Annotated in this window: 10 protein-coding genes; 8 read left to right on the top strand and 2 right to left on the bottom strand. The window is 61.5% G+C overall.

Annotated features, from left to right (window positions below):
• Nucleotides 1-234: 234 nt before the first annotated feature.
• The 4 genes from metG to HMPREF2528_RS08485 all read left to right on the top strand — a co-directional run bounded on the left by metG (nt 235) and on the right by HMPREF2528_RS08485 (nt 6,125).
• Nucleotides 235-1,779, top strand: coding sequence for a methionine--tRNA ligase (gene metG, locus HMPREF2528_RS08500; RefSeq protein ID WP_070506000.1), 1,545 nt, complete (start codon nt 235-237; stop codon nt 1,777-1,779).
• 318 nt (nt 1,780-2,097) lie between these two features.
• Complete coding sequence (locus tag HMPREF2528_RS08495) at nt 2,098-2,865, top strand: ABC transporter ATP-binding protein (RefSeq protein WP_012903286.1); 768 nt, start codon at nt 2,098-2,100, stop codon at nt 2,863-2,865.
• A gap of 3 nt (nt 2,866-2,868) precedes the next feature.
• A complete protein-coding gene (locus HMPREF2528_RS08490) occupies nt 2,869-5,622 on the top strand; it encodes an ABC transporter permease (RefSeq protein WP_070506002.1) in 2,754 nt (917 codons plus the stop codon).
• Nucleotides 5,623-5,807: 185 nt separating this feature from the next.
• Complete coding sequence (locus tag HMPREF2528_RS08485) at nt 5,808-6,125, top strand: nucleotidyltransferase family protein (RefSeq protein ID WP_070506005.1); 318 nt, start codon at nt 5,808-5,810, stop codon at nt 6,123-6,125.
• Between the two features lie 155 nt (nt 6,126-6,280).
• Here the strand turns inward: HMPREF2528_RS08485 and HMPREF2528_RS08480 are convergent, their stop codons facing one another.
• Nucleotides 6,281-7,123: a response regulator gene (locus tag HMPREF2528_RS08480; protein WP_070543732.1), complete on the bottom strand. Its 843-nt coding sequence runs from the start codon at nt 7,121-7,123 to the stop codon at nt 6,281-6,283.
• Nucleotides 7,124-7,164: 41 nt separating this feature from the next.
• Nucleotides 7,165-8,592: a histidine kinase gene (locus tag HMPREF2528_RS08475; RefSeq protein ID WP_210397116.1), complete on the bottom strand. Its 1,428-nt coding sequence runs from the start codon at nt 8,590-8,592 to the stop codon at nt 7,165-7,167.
• 588 nt (nt 8,593-9,180) lie between these two features.
• Here HMPREF2528_RS08475 and HMPREF2528_RS08470 point away from each other — a divergent pair.
• The 4 genes from HMPREF2528_RS08470 (at nt 9,181) to HMPREF2528_RS08455 (ending at nt 14,351) form a co-directional block, all read left to right on the top strand.
• Entirely contained in the window at nt 9,181-10,545 is a 1,365-nt protein-coding gene (locus HMPREF2528_RS08470; RefSeq protein ID WP_070506009.1) for a hypothetical protein, read from the top strand.
• Between the two features lie 264 nt (nt 10,546-10,809).
• Complete coding sequence (locus HMPREF2528_RS08465; protein WP_005507402.1) at nt 10,810-11,865, top strand: 3-isopropylmalate dehydrogenase; 1,056 nt, start codon at nt 10,810-10,812, stop codon at nt 11,863-11,865.
• A gap of 354 nt (nt 11,866-12,219) precedes the next feature.
• A complete protein-coding gene (locus tag HMPREF2528_RS08460) occupies nt 12,220-13,317 on the top strand; it encodes a branched-chain amino acid aminotransferase (protein ID WP_070543730.1) in 1,098 nt (365 codons plus the stop codon).
• Nucleotides 13,318-13,598: 281 nt separating this feature from the next.
• Nucleotides 13,599-14,351 carry a fumarylacetoacetate hydrolase family protein gene (locus tag HMPREF2528_RS08455; protein WP_012903294.1) on the top strand — a complete coding sequence of 251 codons (753 nt, stop codon included), beginning with the start codon at nt 13,599-13,601 and terminating at the stop codon, nt 14,349-14,351.
• Nucleotides 14,352-14,358: the final 7 nt, after the last annotated feature.

Below are 14,358 nucleotides of genomic sequence, written 5' to 3'. Positions count from 1 at the left end.
GAAGCGAGGGCGGGTGCCCCTGTAGGAGCGAGGAGGGTGCCGAACCTCGAGCTAATCCCGCCGCGGGTGGTTCGTGGTTTGGGTGTGCGCCCCGTGCCTAGAGAACTGGGGCGGGGAGGCTGTCGCGGTTTAGCCTGTTGCGTGGCAGCCTCCACCCCGCAAACAATGAGCCACCGCGTATCAGAGTGTAACCCCGGTGAGAGCCTCGCCTAATACTGCGGTAAACTGAAAGTTATGACTGCAACTCCGTTCTACATCACCACCGCCATCTCCTACCCCAATGGCAACCCGCACATCGGCCACGCCTACGAAACCATCGCAGCCGACGTGCTAGCCCGCTTCAAGCGCCTCGACGGCTTCGACGTGCGCTTCATGACCGGCACCGACGAGCACGGCCAGAAGATGCAGACCACCGCCGAAAAGCTCGGTAAGACCGCCAAGGAACTCGCCGACGAGAACTCCGCACGTTTCAAAGCAATGAACGACGCGCTGAACATCAGCTACGACCGCTTCATCCGCACCACCGACCCCGACCACTACGTCGCATCCCAGGCCATCTGGAAGCGCATGGAAGAAAACGGCGACATCTACCTCGACAAGTACGCCGGCTGGTACTCCGTCCGCGACGAAGCCTACTACGCAGAAGACGAAACCGAAGTACGCGACGGCCAGCGCTACGCCATCGCCACCGGCACCGAAGTCGAATGGACCGAAGAAGAATCCTACTTCTTCCGCCTCTCCAAGTACGGCGACAAGCTCCTCGAACTCTACGCCAACGAAGGCTTCGTCTACCCCGAATCCCGCCGCAACGAACTGATTTCCTTCGTCAAGGGCGGCCTCAACGACCTGTCCATCTCCCGCACCACCTTCGACTGGGGCGTACCCGTACCCGGCAACGACAAGCACGTCATGTACGTGTGGGTCGACGCCCTCACCAACTACATCACCGGCCTCGGCTACCCCGACACCGACAACGAACTGTTCACCAAGTACTGGCCCGCCGACCTGCACCTCATCGGTAAGGACATCACCCGATTCCACTCCATCTACTGGCCCGCATTCCTGTGGTCCGCCGGAATCGAACTGCCCAAGCGAGTCTTCGGCCACGGCTTCCTGCTCGTCAACGGCGAAAAGATGTCCAAGTCCGTCGGTAACGTCGTCGACCCCGCAAACCTCGTCGACGCATTCGGCCTGGACGCCGTCCGCTTCTTCCTCATGCGTGAAGTGTCCTTCGGCCAGGACGGCTCCTACTCCGAAGAGTCCATCATCAACCGCATCAACTCCGACCTGGCAAACAACCTCGGCAACCTTGCCCAGCGTTCCCTGTCCATGGTCGCCAAGAACTGCGGCGGTGCCGTCCCCACCCACGGCGAATTCACCGAAGCTGACCGCCAGATCCTCGACGAGGCGGCAGCCCTCTACGAGCCCGTCCGTGCAGACTTCGACGAGCAGGCATTCCACCGTGCACTCGACCGCATCTGGACCGTCCTCGCAGACACCAACGCCTACTTCGCAGAGCAGGAGCCCTGGACCCTGCGCAAGAACGGCGAACTCGACCGCATGAACACCGTACTGTACGTGACCCTCGAGGTCGTGCGCCAGGTTGCCCTGCTGCTGCAGCCCGTCATGCCCGACTCGACCGCCAAGCTGCTGACCCTGCTCGGCGTACCCGAAGGCGACGCACGCCAGTTCGCAGCCCTCGGCACCGCACTCGTGCCCGGCACCGAACTGCCCGCACCCGCACCGGTGTTCCCCCGCTACGAAGCGCCCAAGGCATAACAGCCGCTTCTGGCGTAGCGAATAGCGTGAGAAAGCCCTCGGCTTCCTGACCCCAGATGGGGGGGAGGAGCCGGGGGCTTTTCGCATGTACGTAGGAGGTAGTTTGCGCGTGGGGGCAGTAGTCTTGGTCGAGCCGCCACTCATACTTAAGGATGAGGTCGGTACTCCGCCCAGCCCGCCTCATGCGCTTCTCCGCCCGGAGGATTAGCGATAGCCTCTGCATCCGCAGGCCAAGACCCGATGAACACCCGCCAAAATCAACCTGGAGGATGATAAAAACACCGTAGTCAGCGCCACATTGCGTGAAATAATTGAACCATGACTACGACAACTCCTCACGCACAGACGGCACAGCCCGCCGTCTCCGCACGAAACCTTTCCAAAACCTACGGCATGGGTGAAGCCACCGTCCACGCCCTCAACAACGTCTCCGTCGACTTTGAGCAGGGCAAGTTCACCGCGATTATGGGCCCCTCCGGCTCGGGTAAGTCCACGCTGATGCAGACCATCGCAACCCTGGACACCCCCGACCCGAACCCGGCAACCTCCATCCGTATTGGCGGTACCGAGCTCTTCGGTCTGAAGGACAACGCCCTCACCGAATTCCGCCGCGAACACATCGGCTTCATCTTCCAGGCGTTCAACCTGGTGCCCACCCTCACCGCGGGCCAGAACATTGACCTGCCCCTGGGCCTCGCCGGTAAGAAGCCGGACCCGCAGTGGCGCGACTACCTGGTTAAGACCCTCGGCCTGGAAACCCGCCTCGACCACCGCCCCGAACAGCTCTCCGGCGGTCAGCAGCAGCGCGTCGCCATCGTGCGTGCACTGCTCGCACGCCCCGAAGTGGTCTTCGCCGACGAACCGACCGGTAACCTCGACTCCAACTCCGGCGCCGAGGTGCTGCGCCTGCTGCGTGCCGCCGCAACCGATCACGCACAGACCATCCTCATGGTCACCCACGACGCAAACGCCGCCTCCTACGCAGACCGCGTGGTCTTCATCAAGGACGGCATGGTCGCCGGCGAAATGATCGAACCCACCTACGACGCCGTGCTCGGCGCAATGGCACAGCTGGAAGGTCGATAAGCCGTGGCAACCACACTGAACACGGTGGCGCGCTCCAATCTGCGCGCCTCCAAAGGAAAATACATCCTCACGGGCATAGGCATCGCGATCTCATCCTTCTTCATCGCCGCCATTATGATGCTCACCAACTCGTTGCAGGCGACCGTCAATTCCTCCGTTGGTGACGTGCTCTCCCGCGCCGAGGCGGTCGTCGCCTCCGCCGCTACAACCAGCGACGGTCAAGACAGCACCTCTATCTACCTGACGCGTGACCAGATTCAGAAAGTGGAGCAGAGCGACCTGCTCTCCGGCTACTGGGTGCAGTACGCCGTCACGGGTTCGATCGGTACCGGCGACCAGAAAACCCCCGTGCAGTACGACCAGCTGCCCGCCGACTCGAGTCTCTTCCCGTACAAGGTGCAGGGCAAAATCCCCAGTAGCGACCACGAAATCATGGTCTCTACCTACTTCGCGAAGAAGCACAACCTCTCGCTGAACGGCAAGGTCACCAGCACCGACGTTGTGGAATCCGTCAGCGCTCCCGGTACCAATAAGACCGCCGAATACACCGTCGTCGGTCTGTTCGACCCCGGTTTTGAAGGCTCCACCACCAACCAGGCTGTCTTCATTGGCGGCACCAGCCTCGGCGAAGCCACCCTGAAGGCATCTGAGGCAGAAAACAAGAGCTCCGCGGCAGGCTACCGAAGCATGGCTGGCGCGAACCTCATCTACCTCAAGTTCAAGGACGGCGTAACCGACGCCAAACTCAAGAGCCTGCAGGATACCCTCAGCAGCGGCGACACCAAGAACGACCCGCGAGTCATGACCGGTCAGAAGTTGCTGGAGGACTACCAGAAGACCATCTCCACGGTCTTCACCTCCATTAGCGTGGTTCTGGGCGCCTTCGCGGCACTGGCTCTGCTGGTCTCCTCGTTCGTCATCTCCAACACCTTCGCGGTGCTGGTCGGCCAGCGCATCCGTGAACTGGCTCTGCTGCGCACCCTCGGTGCCCGCGGCGGCTCCCTCGTACGGATGCTACTCATCGAATCCATTACCGTGGGCGTGGTGTTCTCCCTCATCGGTGCACTGCTGACCTTCCCGGTCGGCATGCTGGTGGGAAGCATGGTCTCGACCATCATGATCTCCTACACGATCACCCCGGTGATTATCAGTACCCTGATCTGCACCATCGTTACGGTTCTGGCGTCGCTCTCCCCGGCACGAAGCGCCCTGCGCATCTCGCCCATCAGCGCGATGAGCGAGCACACCAACCTTGAGGTGCGCAAGCCCGGCAAGGTCGGCCCGATCCTGGGTCTGGTCTTCGGTGCCGCAGGTATCGGCCTGGTTATGCTGGCTCAGAACCAGGGTTCCGGTGAGGGCGCCGGCAATAAGGCCATCCTTCTCATGATGGGGGCCGCGCTGCTGCTCGGTATTGCGGTCTTCCTCCTCACCCCGCTGGTACTGCCGCCGCTGGTACGTGCCCTCGGCACGGTCACCCGCACCCAGACCGGCAAGCTGGCGCTCGCCAACGCGCTGCGTTCGCCCAAGCGCACCGTCTCCACCGGTCGTGCCGTGCTGGTGGGTACCCTGGTCGTATCGACTGTGCTGACCGGTTACTCGGTGCTGAGCGCCTCGCTGACCAAAGCCTTGGATCAGCAGTACCCGATTTCTGCGCAGGCAAAGTACAGCTCGTACGACCAGTCCGAGGCTGCCTCCACCGTGACCAAGGCGGAGGAAATCGCCTCCAAGGTCAAGGGTATTAAGAACGTTCAGGCATCCGCCGTCGGTTACGCAGCCGGTGTGGTTGACTACACCGTCGAGTACGAAGGCCAGACCGCCAACCAGAATTCCGACCTGGTGGCGCTGAGCTCCTCCGATTTGAAGGCAATCTTGCCGGGCGAAAACTCGAACCTTGCTGACGACACCGTGCTCGTACCGCAGGGCCTCTGGAAGTCCGCTGGATTGAATGAGTCCAGCCGTCTGAAGGCACACGGCCCGCTCGGCGAAGTGGAACTCAAGCCCGTCAAGTCCGCAACCAAGCAGCACCTGCTGATTGTCAACCCTGCCACCGCCGCCAAGCTGCAGGACGCCAAGAACCCGCAGAAGGTTGCCAACCCTGCCGCTGAGGAAGCTCAGAAGCGCCTGGAAGAAGCAATCGCCAGCGGTGACAAGGAAGCTCAGACAAAGGCAGCTCACCTGACTGTCACCAGCCAGGCAACCGGTAACGACACCGTCGTTCTGGTGCGCGCCGCCTCCCCGCTGACCAGTAGCGAGAACGCGACCCTGCAGGCTGACCTGAACCGAGCCAGCCCTGACAGCTCCTTCACCGGTGGCTTGCAGGAACGTCAGACCTACGACCAGCTGCTGACCGTTATGCTGACCTTCACCCTGGTGATGCTCATGCTCGCAGTGGTCATCTCCATCATTGGTGTGGCGAACACGATGACCCTGTCGGTCAACGAACGCCGCCGCGAGAACGCGATGCTCCGTTCGCTGGGTCTGTCCCGCAAGCAGCTGCGCCGCATGATCTCCATTGAGGCGATTCTGATTACGCTCGCCGCTGTGGTGCTCGGTATGGTTTCCGGTGCGGTGATTGGTAGCCTCTCGGCGCAGATTATTATGTCTTCCATGAGTGCTTCCGCCCCGCTGGTGCTTGACCTGCCGTACGTCTGGTACGTAGTCATCCTCATGGTGGGTGTGCTCGCCGCGATGCTCGCTTCGGCTCTGCCTGCGGCTCGTTCGGCTCGCATGTCCCCGGTTGAGGGCATGCGCGGCTAACCCGCTGTACCTGGCATAGTCACAGTACCCGGCGAACCCGGATACTCGGCGTGAGAAAGCCCCGGAGGGTGCCCCCGATTAGGAGGCGCCCGCCGGGGCTTCACTGTGTCCTCTAGTCTGCCCTGCTTGTACTCTCAGATTCTTGGAGCTGACCTGTAGCATGGCTTTGCGCGTATGATGGGTGTATGAGCACTAGCCACCCCAATCTGCGTCGCGGGTACACGCTACCCCATGAAGCGGAGGTTCTTCAGATCCTCCGTGACGCTGGTGTGCGCCGTGCCCGACTCTTCGGCAGCGCCGCCCGCGGTAAGCTGACCGAAACCAGCGACCTGGATTTTTTGGTGCAGATGCCGGGTGTAGCCCCTTTTGACGAGTTCATGCAGATGGTGGATGCTCAGCACCGCATTGAACAGCTGACCGGCCGTAGCGTTGATATGGTCACCCGGTTGCGCCCCCGCATCTATGCGGAGGCAGAACCGGACATGGTGGAGATGCCGCTATAAGAAGTTGCCTGAGCTGATGAGCGACTTTGAACAAATCATCGACGAGATACAAGAAACTACTTAACTAAAGAGCCCCGGAGGGTGCCTCGATCAGGAGGCGCCCGCCGGGGCTTCACTGAGTCCTCTATTCTGCTGTGCCCTTATATAAGGGAACGCTAGTGGGCGATACCCGCCTCATACGCCATAATGACCGCCTGCACACGATCACGCGCACCCAACTTCGCCAACACATGCGACACATGCGTCTTCACCGTCGCCTCCGAAAGCACCAGCTCCCGCGTAATCTCCGCATTCGACAAGCCACGCGCAATCAAACCCAGCACCTCAAACTCACGCGGCGACAACTGCTCAATTAACTCACGATGCGGATAATCCTGCACAGGCTCAAAGCTTGCATGCTCAGCCGGAATAAACGTCGCCTTAGGAAGCTCAGAACCAGCAGCCGGGGGAATAGCAGGAACAGACTCGGCGGCAGGAACAACAGGAACAACAGGAGCGGGGGAGTCCAGCACCGGAATCATCTGCTCCAACAGACGGCGAGTCGCAGACGGCGCAATCACCGCATCGCCGCGGTGCACCGTACGAATCGCCTCCAGCAGCTGCTCCGGCGGGGTGTCCTTCAACAAGAAACCGCTCGCACCCGCACGCACTGCCGAATACACGTACTCATCAATATCGAAGGTCGTGAGCATAATAATGCGCACCCGCTCATCCTCGGAAACTTCACGCTCGCCGTCACGCTCCAGAATACGGCGCGCCGCCTCCAGGCCGTCGCAGTGCGGCATGCGCACATCCATGAGGATGACCTGCGGCGCCTGCCCCTCAGACACCATGCGGTCAAAAACGTCAATCGCCGCCAGGCCGTCATCAGCTTCCATGACGACCTGTAGGTCTGGCTGGGAGTTGACGAGCATGCTCAAGCCGCCGCGCACTAGGCGCTGGTCGTCAACGAGCATCACGCGGATCGGCTGGGGAGTCTGTGGTGCAGAAGAGTACATAGTTTCAATCCTAAATCACGAGGTAGTAGAGGGCACGGGTATTAGAGGTCGCGGTAGGGCAGCGCCGCCTCAACGAGCCAGCCGCCGTCAGGCTGCAGACCGTAGGTGAGGGTGCCGTGGTAGAGGGCGATGCGCTCGCTCATGCCGCGCAGACCGTTGCCGCTACCGGGTACAGGGCGGGCAATGTGCTGAGCCGCGGCAGAGGAAACCGGGCCGTTCTGAACCCACAACTGCAGACCGTCCTCGCCCCAGTGAATAGTGACGGTGGTTGCGGCGCCGGGGGAGTGCTTGAGCGCGTTGGTGAGCGCCTCCTGCACGGTGCGGTACGCCGCCAGCTCGGCACCCTGCGGTAGGGTGCGCGCCATAGTGCTGGTGATTCCGGTGCCGGTGATTCCGGTGAAGGTGACGGGTAGCCCGGCGCGGCGGCTCTGCTCCACGAGGGCGGGCACATCGCTAAGGGTGGGCACGGGTGCGTAGGCGGTTGCCTCGTCCGTGCGAAGTAGCCCGAGGAGGGAACGCATCTGGGTGAGGGAGTCGCGCGCCGTGTCTGCGATGAGCTCGAGGGTCTGCTCGGCAATATCCGGTTCGCTCTGCTGCTGAGCCTGACCGGACTGCTCTGCCTGTTCAGTTTGCTGGGCGTGTGCGGTGCGGGCGCTCGCGGCGGCGTAGCGTGCCCCGTCCGCCTGGGAAATAATGCTGGAGAGCGAGTGCGCCACAATATCGTGCATTTCGCGGGCGATGCGGGTGCGTTCGTCCTGCGCGGCGAGGCGGCGTTCCTGTTCCTGCTCGTATTCGAGGCGGCGGGCGCGTTCTTTGAACTCTTCGCTGCGCAGTTCGCGCATGCGGCGGGAGTCGCCGAGGAACCAGAAGACGGTGAAGATGGATCCGCAGAGCACGCCGAGCATCAGGGAGATGAAGATGCGGGCGGGCATGTCGTCCCAGTGGTAGAGGAACGAGAGCGAGGCCTGCACGGTGACGGCGAGTGCGCCGACCCAACCGAGAATGAGGGCGCGGAAGCGGGCGCGGCGGGTCCAGTGCCTGCCGGTGTGGTAGGCGGCGAGGCTGACCGGCGGGTAGCAGGTGATGACGAGTGAGTCGGGGAAGGGGGTCACGAGGGTGAGACAGAGCGCCGCGATGACCACGTAGATGCTGCCGTAGGGGAAGCGGTAGCGGAAGTAGAGCGCGGTGGTGCTGCAGAGCGCGGAGATGAGCGGGATCCAGCCGTAGCCGTTGATGAAGGCAACGGAGAGTACGCAACAGAAGAACTGCATGTGCGCGACGACGATGACGTTCATCCAGCCGCGTTTGTCTCTGAGGTAGTTTTGCACGCGGCTGGAGGCGCTGATTGCGTCGGCGGGCAGATCGCTGTTTTCTGAGCTGCCGCGGGTATGCGTTACGGCGTGGCCTGATTCGGCTGTCTCTGTGCTGTGCTGTGGGTTCTGCTGGGGTTCGGTGTGCTTGAGGGGCATGTTTCCAGTGTATCTGGGTGTTTGTGAGGGGTTGGGGGCCTCTTTTGTGCTCTCACATGCAGGAATATTCTGTGGGTTTGTGTGTGTGGGTGTGTGCTTGCGTGTGTGTGACACGCTAAAAACATCTATTTTTAGTGACCTTGATTACTTTTTTGTAGATTATTTATTCAACTAAAGCTTGAGGGTTTGGGGTTGTATGGAGTTCGAATTCGGGTTTAAGAGACCTGTAACTCCCTTAAGTAACCTATTTTGGTTGAAAAACCTTCAACCAAGGCGGAGAGTTTAAGGGAAACCCCCTCATCAAACCATTTTTGGAACCATTGCGGTACAGGTCTTTGATGGGTATAGTTTTGGCTGTACCGAAATTCTGCGTCCAGGAGGCAAGACCTCGCAGAGTGAACACCAAGCGCTCTGAAACGCGAAAGTCCCTATGCAGGGGGCCGGTTACAGCATTATGTCGTTATCACCAGAGGTTAGGCGCAAGCCTACTTCACTCACTCGAATCTCATCAGGTGACGTTCTTCGCCGCGCACGACGGCGGGTGATAACTTTTATTCCTCAAAATGACATCACTCTCGAAGGACATACATGTCTACTAACATTTCTCGCCGCAAGGTTGTCGCTGGCGCAGCATGGGCTGCTCCGGTTGTCGCAGCATCTGCTGCAGTTCCCGCTTTCGCTTCCTCCACTGTTTGTGAGTGGGAAGAGACCGTAGCTTACTCCGCAAACGGCACCGCATCCGGTGCTAAGGGCACCGCATCCTTCGTTGTTCCCGCACTGGTCGACAAGATCAAGTTCGAGGTCGTCGGTGGTGCTGGTGGTACCAACTACGACGATATGGCAGCAGGCTCCGGTGCAAAGATCACCGGTATCATCGAGGTCAAGGAAGGCCAGACCGTTCAGCTCATCGGCGCAGCCGGTGGTATCGGTAACGGCCCCCTGACTGCAGCTGAGGGTGGTGAGGGCTACGGTAACGGTGGTTCCTCCAACCTGCCCAACCCCATCCCCTCCAGCATCATGCAGCAGGTCAACACTATTTGGCCCGCTAACTCCCCCCTGAAGCGTATTACCTACTCCGCATCCGGTGGTGGCTCCTCCGCTCTGGTCATCAACGGTACCCCCGTTGCAGTCGCAGGTGGCGGTGGTGGCGCTGGCTTCATCAACAACGGTGGCGCTAACAACAACCCCCAGTACATGGAAGCTGGCGCAGTGACCGCTTCTTGGCAGTGGCCCTCCGGCGCAAAGCGCAACGGCAACATCATCTTCGGTTCCACCGGTGGTTCCGCTGACGGTGCATCGGGTTCTGCAGGTCTTGAAGGCTTCGGTATCTACGACGCTGACAACTCTATCCGCGAAACCGTTGAGGCCGGTGAAGGTGGCGCAAACGGTATCGGTGGTAACGGTGGTGCTAAGACCGCTCTGCACACCGGCAAGTCCCCGAACGGTGTTCTGGGCTTCTCCTCCGCCAACAACCAGGAGATTTACCAGTCCTCCAAGTCCGGTAACAATGGTGGCTCCGGCTTCACCGGTGCCGGTGGTGACGGTGTAGCATCCTACTCCTACCTGATCGACAACAACGATCGCACCAAGAAGGAAGAGGGTACCCACAACGGTACCGGTTACGCTCTCGAGTACTCCTCCATCGGCTTCAACTTCAACGGCTACGAGTCCGTCATCTCCGCAGGTGGTGGCGCAGGCTACGGTGGCGGTGGCTCCGGTGCTTCCAGCTCCTCCTCCGCAATCGTTCTGACCCAGAAGTGGAACAACAACCCCAACGGTATCCGCCAGAACGTCTCCTTCGGCCAGCTCGGCGGCGGCGGCGGCGCAGGTGGTTCCTACGTTGCTCCCGGTGTTTCCGGCGGTACCATTACCTCCGCAGGTAACGCTCCGACCGCTCGTAGCGAACGTGGCAACGGCTACGTCAAGGTCACCCTCTGCAAGCGCACCGCGTAATTGCATAGACCTTTAGGGCTCTCACTCTGAGTGAGAACTCGTAACGATATTCCCCGGCTGATAATTCAGCCGGGGAATATTGTTTTAACCGGTAGAGGCTGAACACCACAGAATCCAGAACCCCAGACTTCAGGAGGCGGGTCTGGGTCAAGGCGCTGCCGGGCAGAGACTGGGGGGGGGTAGCCCAGAGCCCGTCTAGCCCAGAGTCTGAGAACCCGTCCGCACACTCTACCGCCCACCCGCTGCGCGTATTACGGTAGAGGCATGACTGAAGCACGTAGCATCGACCTCGCCGTCATCCCCGGCGACGGCATCGGCCCCGAAATCATTACCGAAGCCCAGCGCATCCTCACCCGCGCCTGCGAGCTCGAAAACATCACCGTAACCCCCACCCACTACAAGCTCGGCGCCGAGCACTGGCTGGAAACCGGTGAAACCCTGCCCGACTCCACCATGGACGCCCTCAAGCAGCACGACGCGATCCTCTTCGGCGCCATCGGTGCAGACCCGCGCAGCGGCAAGATTCCCTCCGGCCTCATCGAACGCGAAATGCTCCTGAAGCTGCGCTTCGCCTTCGACCACTACATCAACCTGCGCCCCTCCCGCCTGTACCCCGGCGCAGTTTCCCCGCTTGCCAACCCCGGCAACATCGACTTCGTCGTCGTGCGTGAAGGCACCGAAGGCCCCTACATCGGCAACGGCGGCGTGATTCGCCAGGGCACCCCGCACGAAATCGCCACCGAAGTCTCCCTCAACACCGCGCACGGCGTGGAGCGCCTGGTACGCTACGCCTTCGAGCTGGCGTCCACCCGCCGCAAGAAGGTCACCCTCGTGCACAAGACCAACGTGCTCACCCACGCAGGTCGCCTCTACAATCGCTACTTCACCGAAATCGCGGCTGAATTCCCCGAGGTTGAGACCGACTACCTGCACATTGACGCGACCACCATCTTCATGGTCACCGACCCCGCCCGCTTCGACGTGATCGTCACCGACAACCTCTTCGGCGACATCATCACCGACCTCGCAGGTGCAGTGACCGGCGGTATCGGCTACGCGGCAAGCGGCAACATCAACGCCGTCGGCGAGTTCCCCTCCATGTTCGAGCCCGTTCACGGCTCCGCACCGGACATCGCCCGCCAGAACAAGGCAAACCCCACCGCCGCAATCCTCGCTGGTGCCATGCTGCTGCGCCACCTCGGCCACGATGCAGCCGCAGCCCGCATTGAGGACGCCGTCGAAGCAGATATGCGCGAAAACGGCGCCACCGTGCGCGGAACCGATCAGGTTGGCGCGGACGTGCTCGCACGCCTCGGTTAATACTTGCCCGGCTAAAACTGGCTCGGCTAAAACGTGAACTACGCTAGTGAAGCCCGGAAGGAACACACCTTCCGGGCTTCACCTGTTCACATCCTGAATGGGAGAAAAGGTGCGCATGCGGCAAACGCATCTTTCCGGTACTCTAAACAGGTCAGGCACACCCGCCCGGCACCTCGGCGGTGGACACCATCCACCACTAGCTTTGATGCATCCAACTAGCACAGACCGCTAGATGCACCATCTGCCCCGCACGACAACGCGCCCGGCGGCACACACCGGTCCCTCGCCCCGCCGCGAGAACCGCCACTCAAAGAACGCCCACAGAGGCAACTAGACGAAGAGGAACGCAGAACGATGGCAACCGAATTCAGCCACGAAGCAAACCAGTCACCCGCCACCGCCGAACGCCGCGCCGAAATCCTCGCAAACCCCGGCTTCGGCGACTACTTCAGCGACCACATGGTCACCATCGACTGGGAAGGCGACTACAAGACCGGCGGCACCTGGTACGACGCACGAGTTCACCCCTACGGCCCGCTGACCCTCGACCCCGCCTCCGCTGTCTTCCACTACGGCCAGGAAATCTTCGAAGGCGTCAAGGGCTACCGCCACGCCGACGGCTCCGTGTGGACCTTCCGCCCCGAAAAGAACGCAGAACGCTTCGCGAACTCCGCACACCGCCTCTCCCTGCCCGAACTGCCCGCAGAACTGTTCGTTGAATCCCTGCGCGAACTCGTTAAGGCAGACGAAGCATGGGTACCCACCGGCGACGGTGAAGCCTTCTACTTCCGCCCCTTCATGATCGCAACCGAAGCGTACCTCGGCGTGCGCCCCGCAAAGCACGTGCAGTACCACGTCATCGGCTCGCCCGCAGGTAACTACTTCGGCACCCCCGAACCCGTAGACATCTGGCTCTCCACCACCTACGCCCGCGCAGGCGAAGGCGGCACCGGCGCGGCAAAGTGCGGCGGCAACTACGCGGCATCCATGATCGCCCAGATCGAAGGCGAAAAGCACGGCTGCAAGCAGGTCATCTTCAAGGACCCGCACCGCGGCGACGCCATCGAAGAGCTCGGCGGCATGAACGTGTTCTTCATCTTCGGCAAGGAAAACAAGATCGTCACCCCCGAGCTGACCGGCACCATCCTGGAGGGCGTGACCCGTTCCTCCCTGATTCAGCTCGCCAAGGACCGCGGCATGACCGTCGAAGAGCGCGCAATTACCCTCACCGAATGGCGTGAAGGCGTAGCAAACGGCGACATCACCGAAATCTTCGCCTGCGGCACCGCAGCAGTGGTCGCACCCATCGGCAAGCTCAAGGCAGAAGACTTCGAAATCCCGGCACCCACCGAGCACTTCGGTGAAATCTCCAAGAGCCTGCGCGAAGAGCTCGTCGGCATTCAGACCGGCGTAGTAGAAGACCGCCACGGCTGGATGACCCGCCTCATCTAAAACGTGAATCTAACGTAACCAGCGAAATCCCCGCAGGATGCTCCGCCCGACCCCGCACGTCGCGCGGTGAGTAACCCGCGGGGATTCACTGTGCCCGGAAAATGAGGTGCTGGGTAAATGGCGTGCCCGGCGGATATTGCGCGCGGCGTTGATAACACGAGGACAGGGGGAGGGGAGGTGCACCCCGCCGAACCTAATAGTGTTGAACCCCGCCGGGCTAAAATCTGCCTTGCCAATTCCGCCCGCCGCCCCCGCCCTCGAAGGCTGGTACCCTAGAAAGTATGCGTATTGCACGATTTACCGTAAATAATGAGCTCCACTTCGGGCTGGTAGAAGGTGACGCAGGCGAAGAAACCCTGCGCGTACTCGCCGGTGACCCCTTCTATTCGGGCATCGAACCGACCGGCACCACCTACCCCATCGACCAGGTGCGCCTGCTCGCCCCGATCATCCCCCGCTCCAAGGTGATTGGAGCGATCGCAAACTGGGCAGGAACCGAGGCGCCCGCCTCCCCGCAGTTCTTCCTCAAGCCCAACACCACCGTGATTGGCCCCGGCGACCCCGTGACCCTGCCCGAGTACTCCGAAGCCGTCAGCGCAGAAGGTGAACTCGCCGTCGTTATCGGTCGTATCGCCAAGTCCGTGCCTCTTGAGCGCGTGCACGAAGTCATCTTCGGCTACACCGTAGCCAACGACCTCACCGCCCGCGACCTGCTCGAAGACCGCCAGTGGACCCGCGCCAAGGGCTTCGACGGCTCCACCCCGCTCGGCCCCTGGATCGAAACCGACCTGGACACCGACTCGCTGAACATCACCACCTGGGTCGACGGCGACGTCGTGCAGGAAGGCAACACCTCCGAAATGCACTACTCCGTAGCCGAACAGGTTGCCGCAGCCTCCGAAATCTTCACCCTGCTGCCCGGCGACGTACTGCTCACCGGCACCCCCGCCGGCATCAGCGTACTGCGCGACGGCAACGAAGTAGAGGTCGAAGTCGAAGGCATCGGCTCCCTCGTCACCCGCGTGCGCGACTAAACAGCCC

The organism is Rothia sp. HMSC078H08 (assembly GCF_001808955.1).
Lineage (GTDB): Bacteria > Actinomycetota > Actinomycetes > Actinomycetales > Micrococcaceae > Rothia.
The sequence above is the reverse complement of the archived record's forward strand: the minus strand, read 5'-3'. Positions and strand labels throughout refer to the sequence as shown.

Coding starts and splice junctions, on each gene's coding strand:
- metG (WP_070506000.1), top strand. CDS start 235: ATGACTGCAACTCCGTTCTACATCACCACCGCCATCTCCTACCCCAAT.
- HMPREF2528_RS08495 (WP_012903286.1), top strand. CDS start 2,098: ATGACTACGACAACTCCTCACGCACAGACGGCACAGCCCGCCGTCTCC.
- HMPREF2528_RS08485 (WP_070506005.1), top strand. CDS start 5,808: ATGAGCACTAGCCACCCCAATCTGCGTCGCGGGTACACGCTACCCCAT.
- HMPREF2528_RS08480 (WP_070543732.1), bottom strand. CDS start 7,123: ATGTACTCTTCTGCACCACAGACTCCCCAGCCGATCCGCGTGATGCTC.
- HMPREF2528_RS08475 (WP_210397116.1), bottom strand. CDS start 8,592: ATGCCCCTCAAGCACACCGAACCCCAGCAGAACCCACAGCACAGCACA.
- HMPREF2528_RS08470 (WP_070506009.1), top strand. CDS start 9,181: ATGTCTACTAACATTTCTCGCCGCAAGGTTGTCGCTGGCGCAGCATGG.
- HMPREF2528_RS08465 (WP_005507402.1), top strand. CDS start 10,810: ATGACTGAAGCACGTAGCATCGACCTCGCCGTCATCCCCGGCGACGGC.
- HMPREF2528_RS08460 (WP_070543730.1), top strand. CDS start 12,220: ATGGCAACCGAATTCAGCCACGAAGCAAACCAGTCACCCGCCACCGCC.
- HMPREF2528_RS08455 (WP_012903294.1), top strand. CDS start 13,599: ATGCGTATTGCACGATTTACCGTAAATAATGAGCTCCACTTCGGGCTG.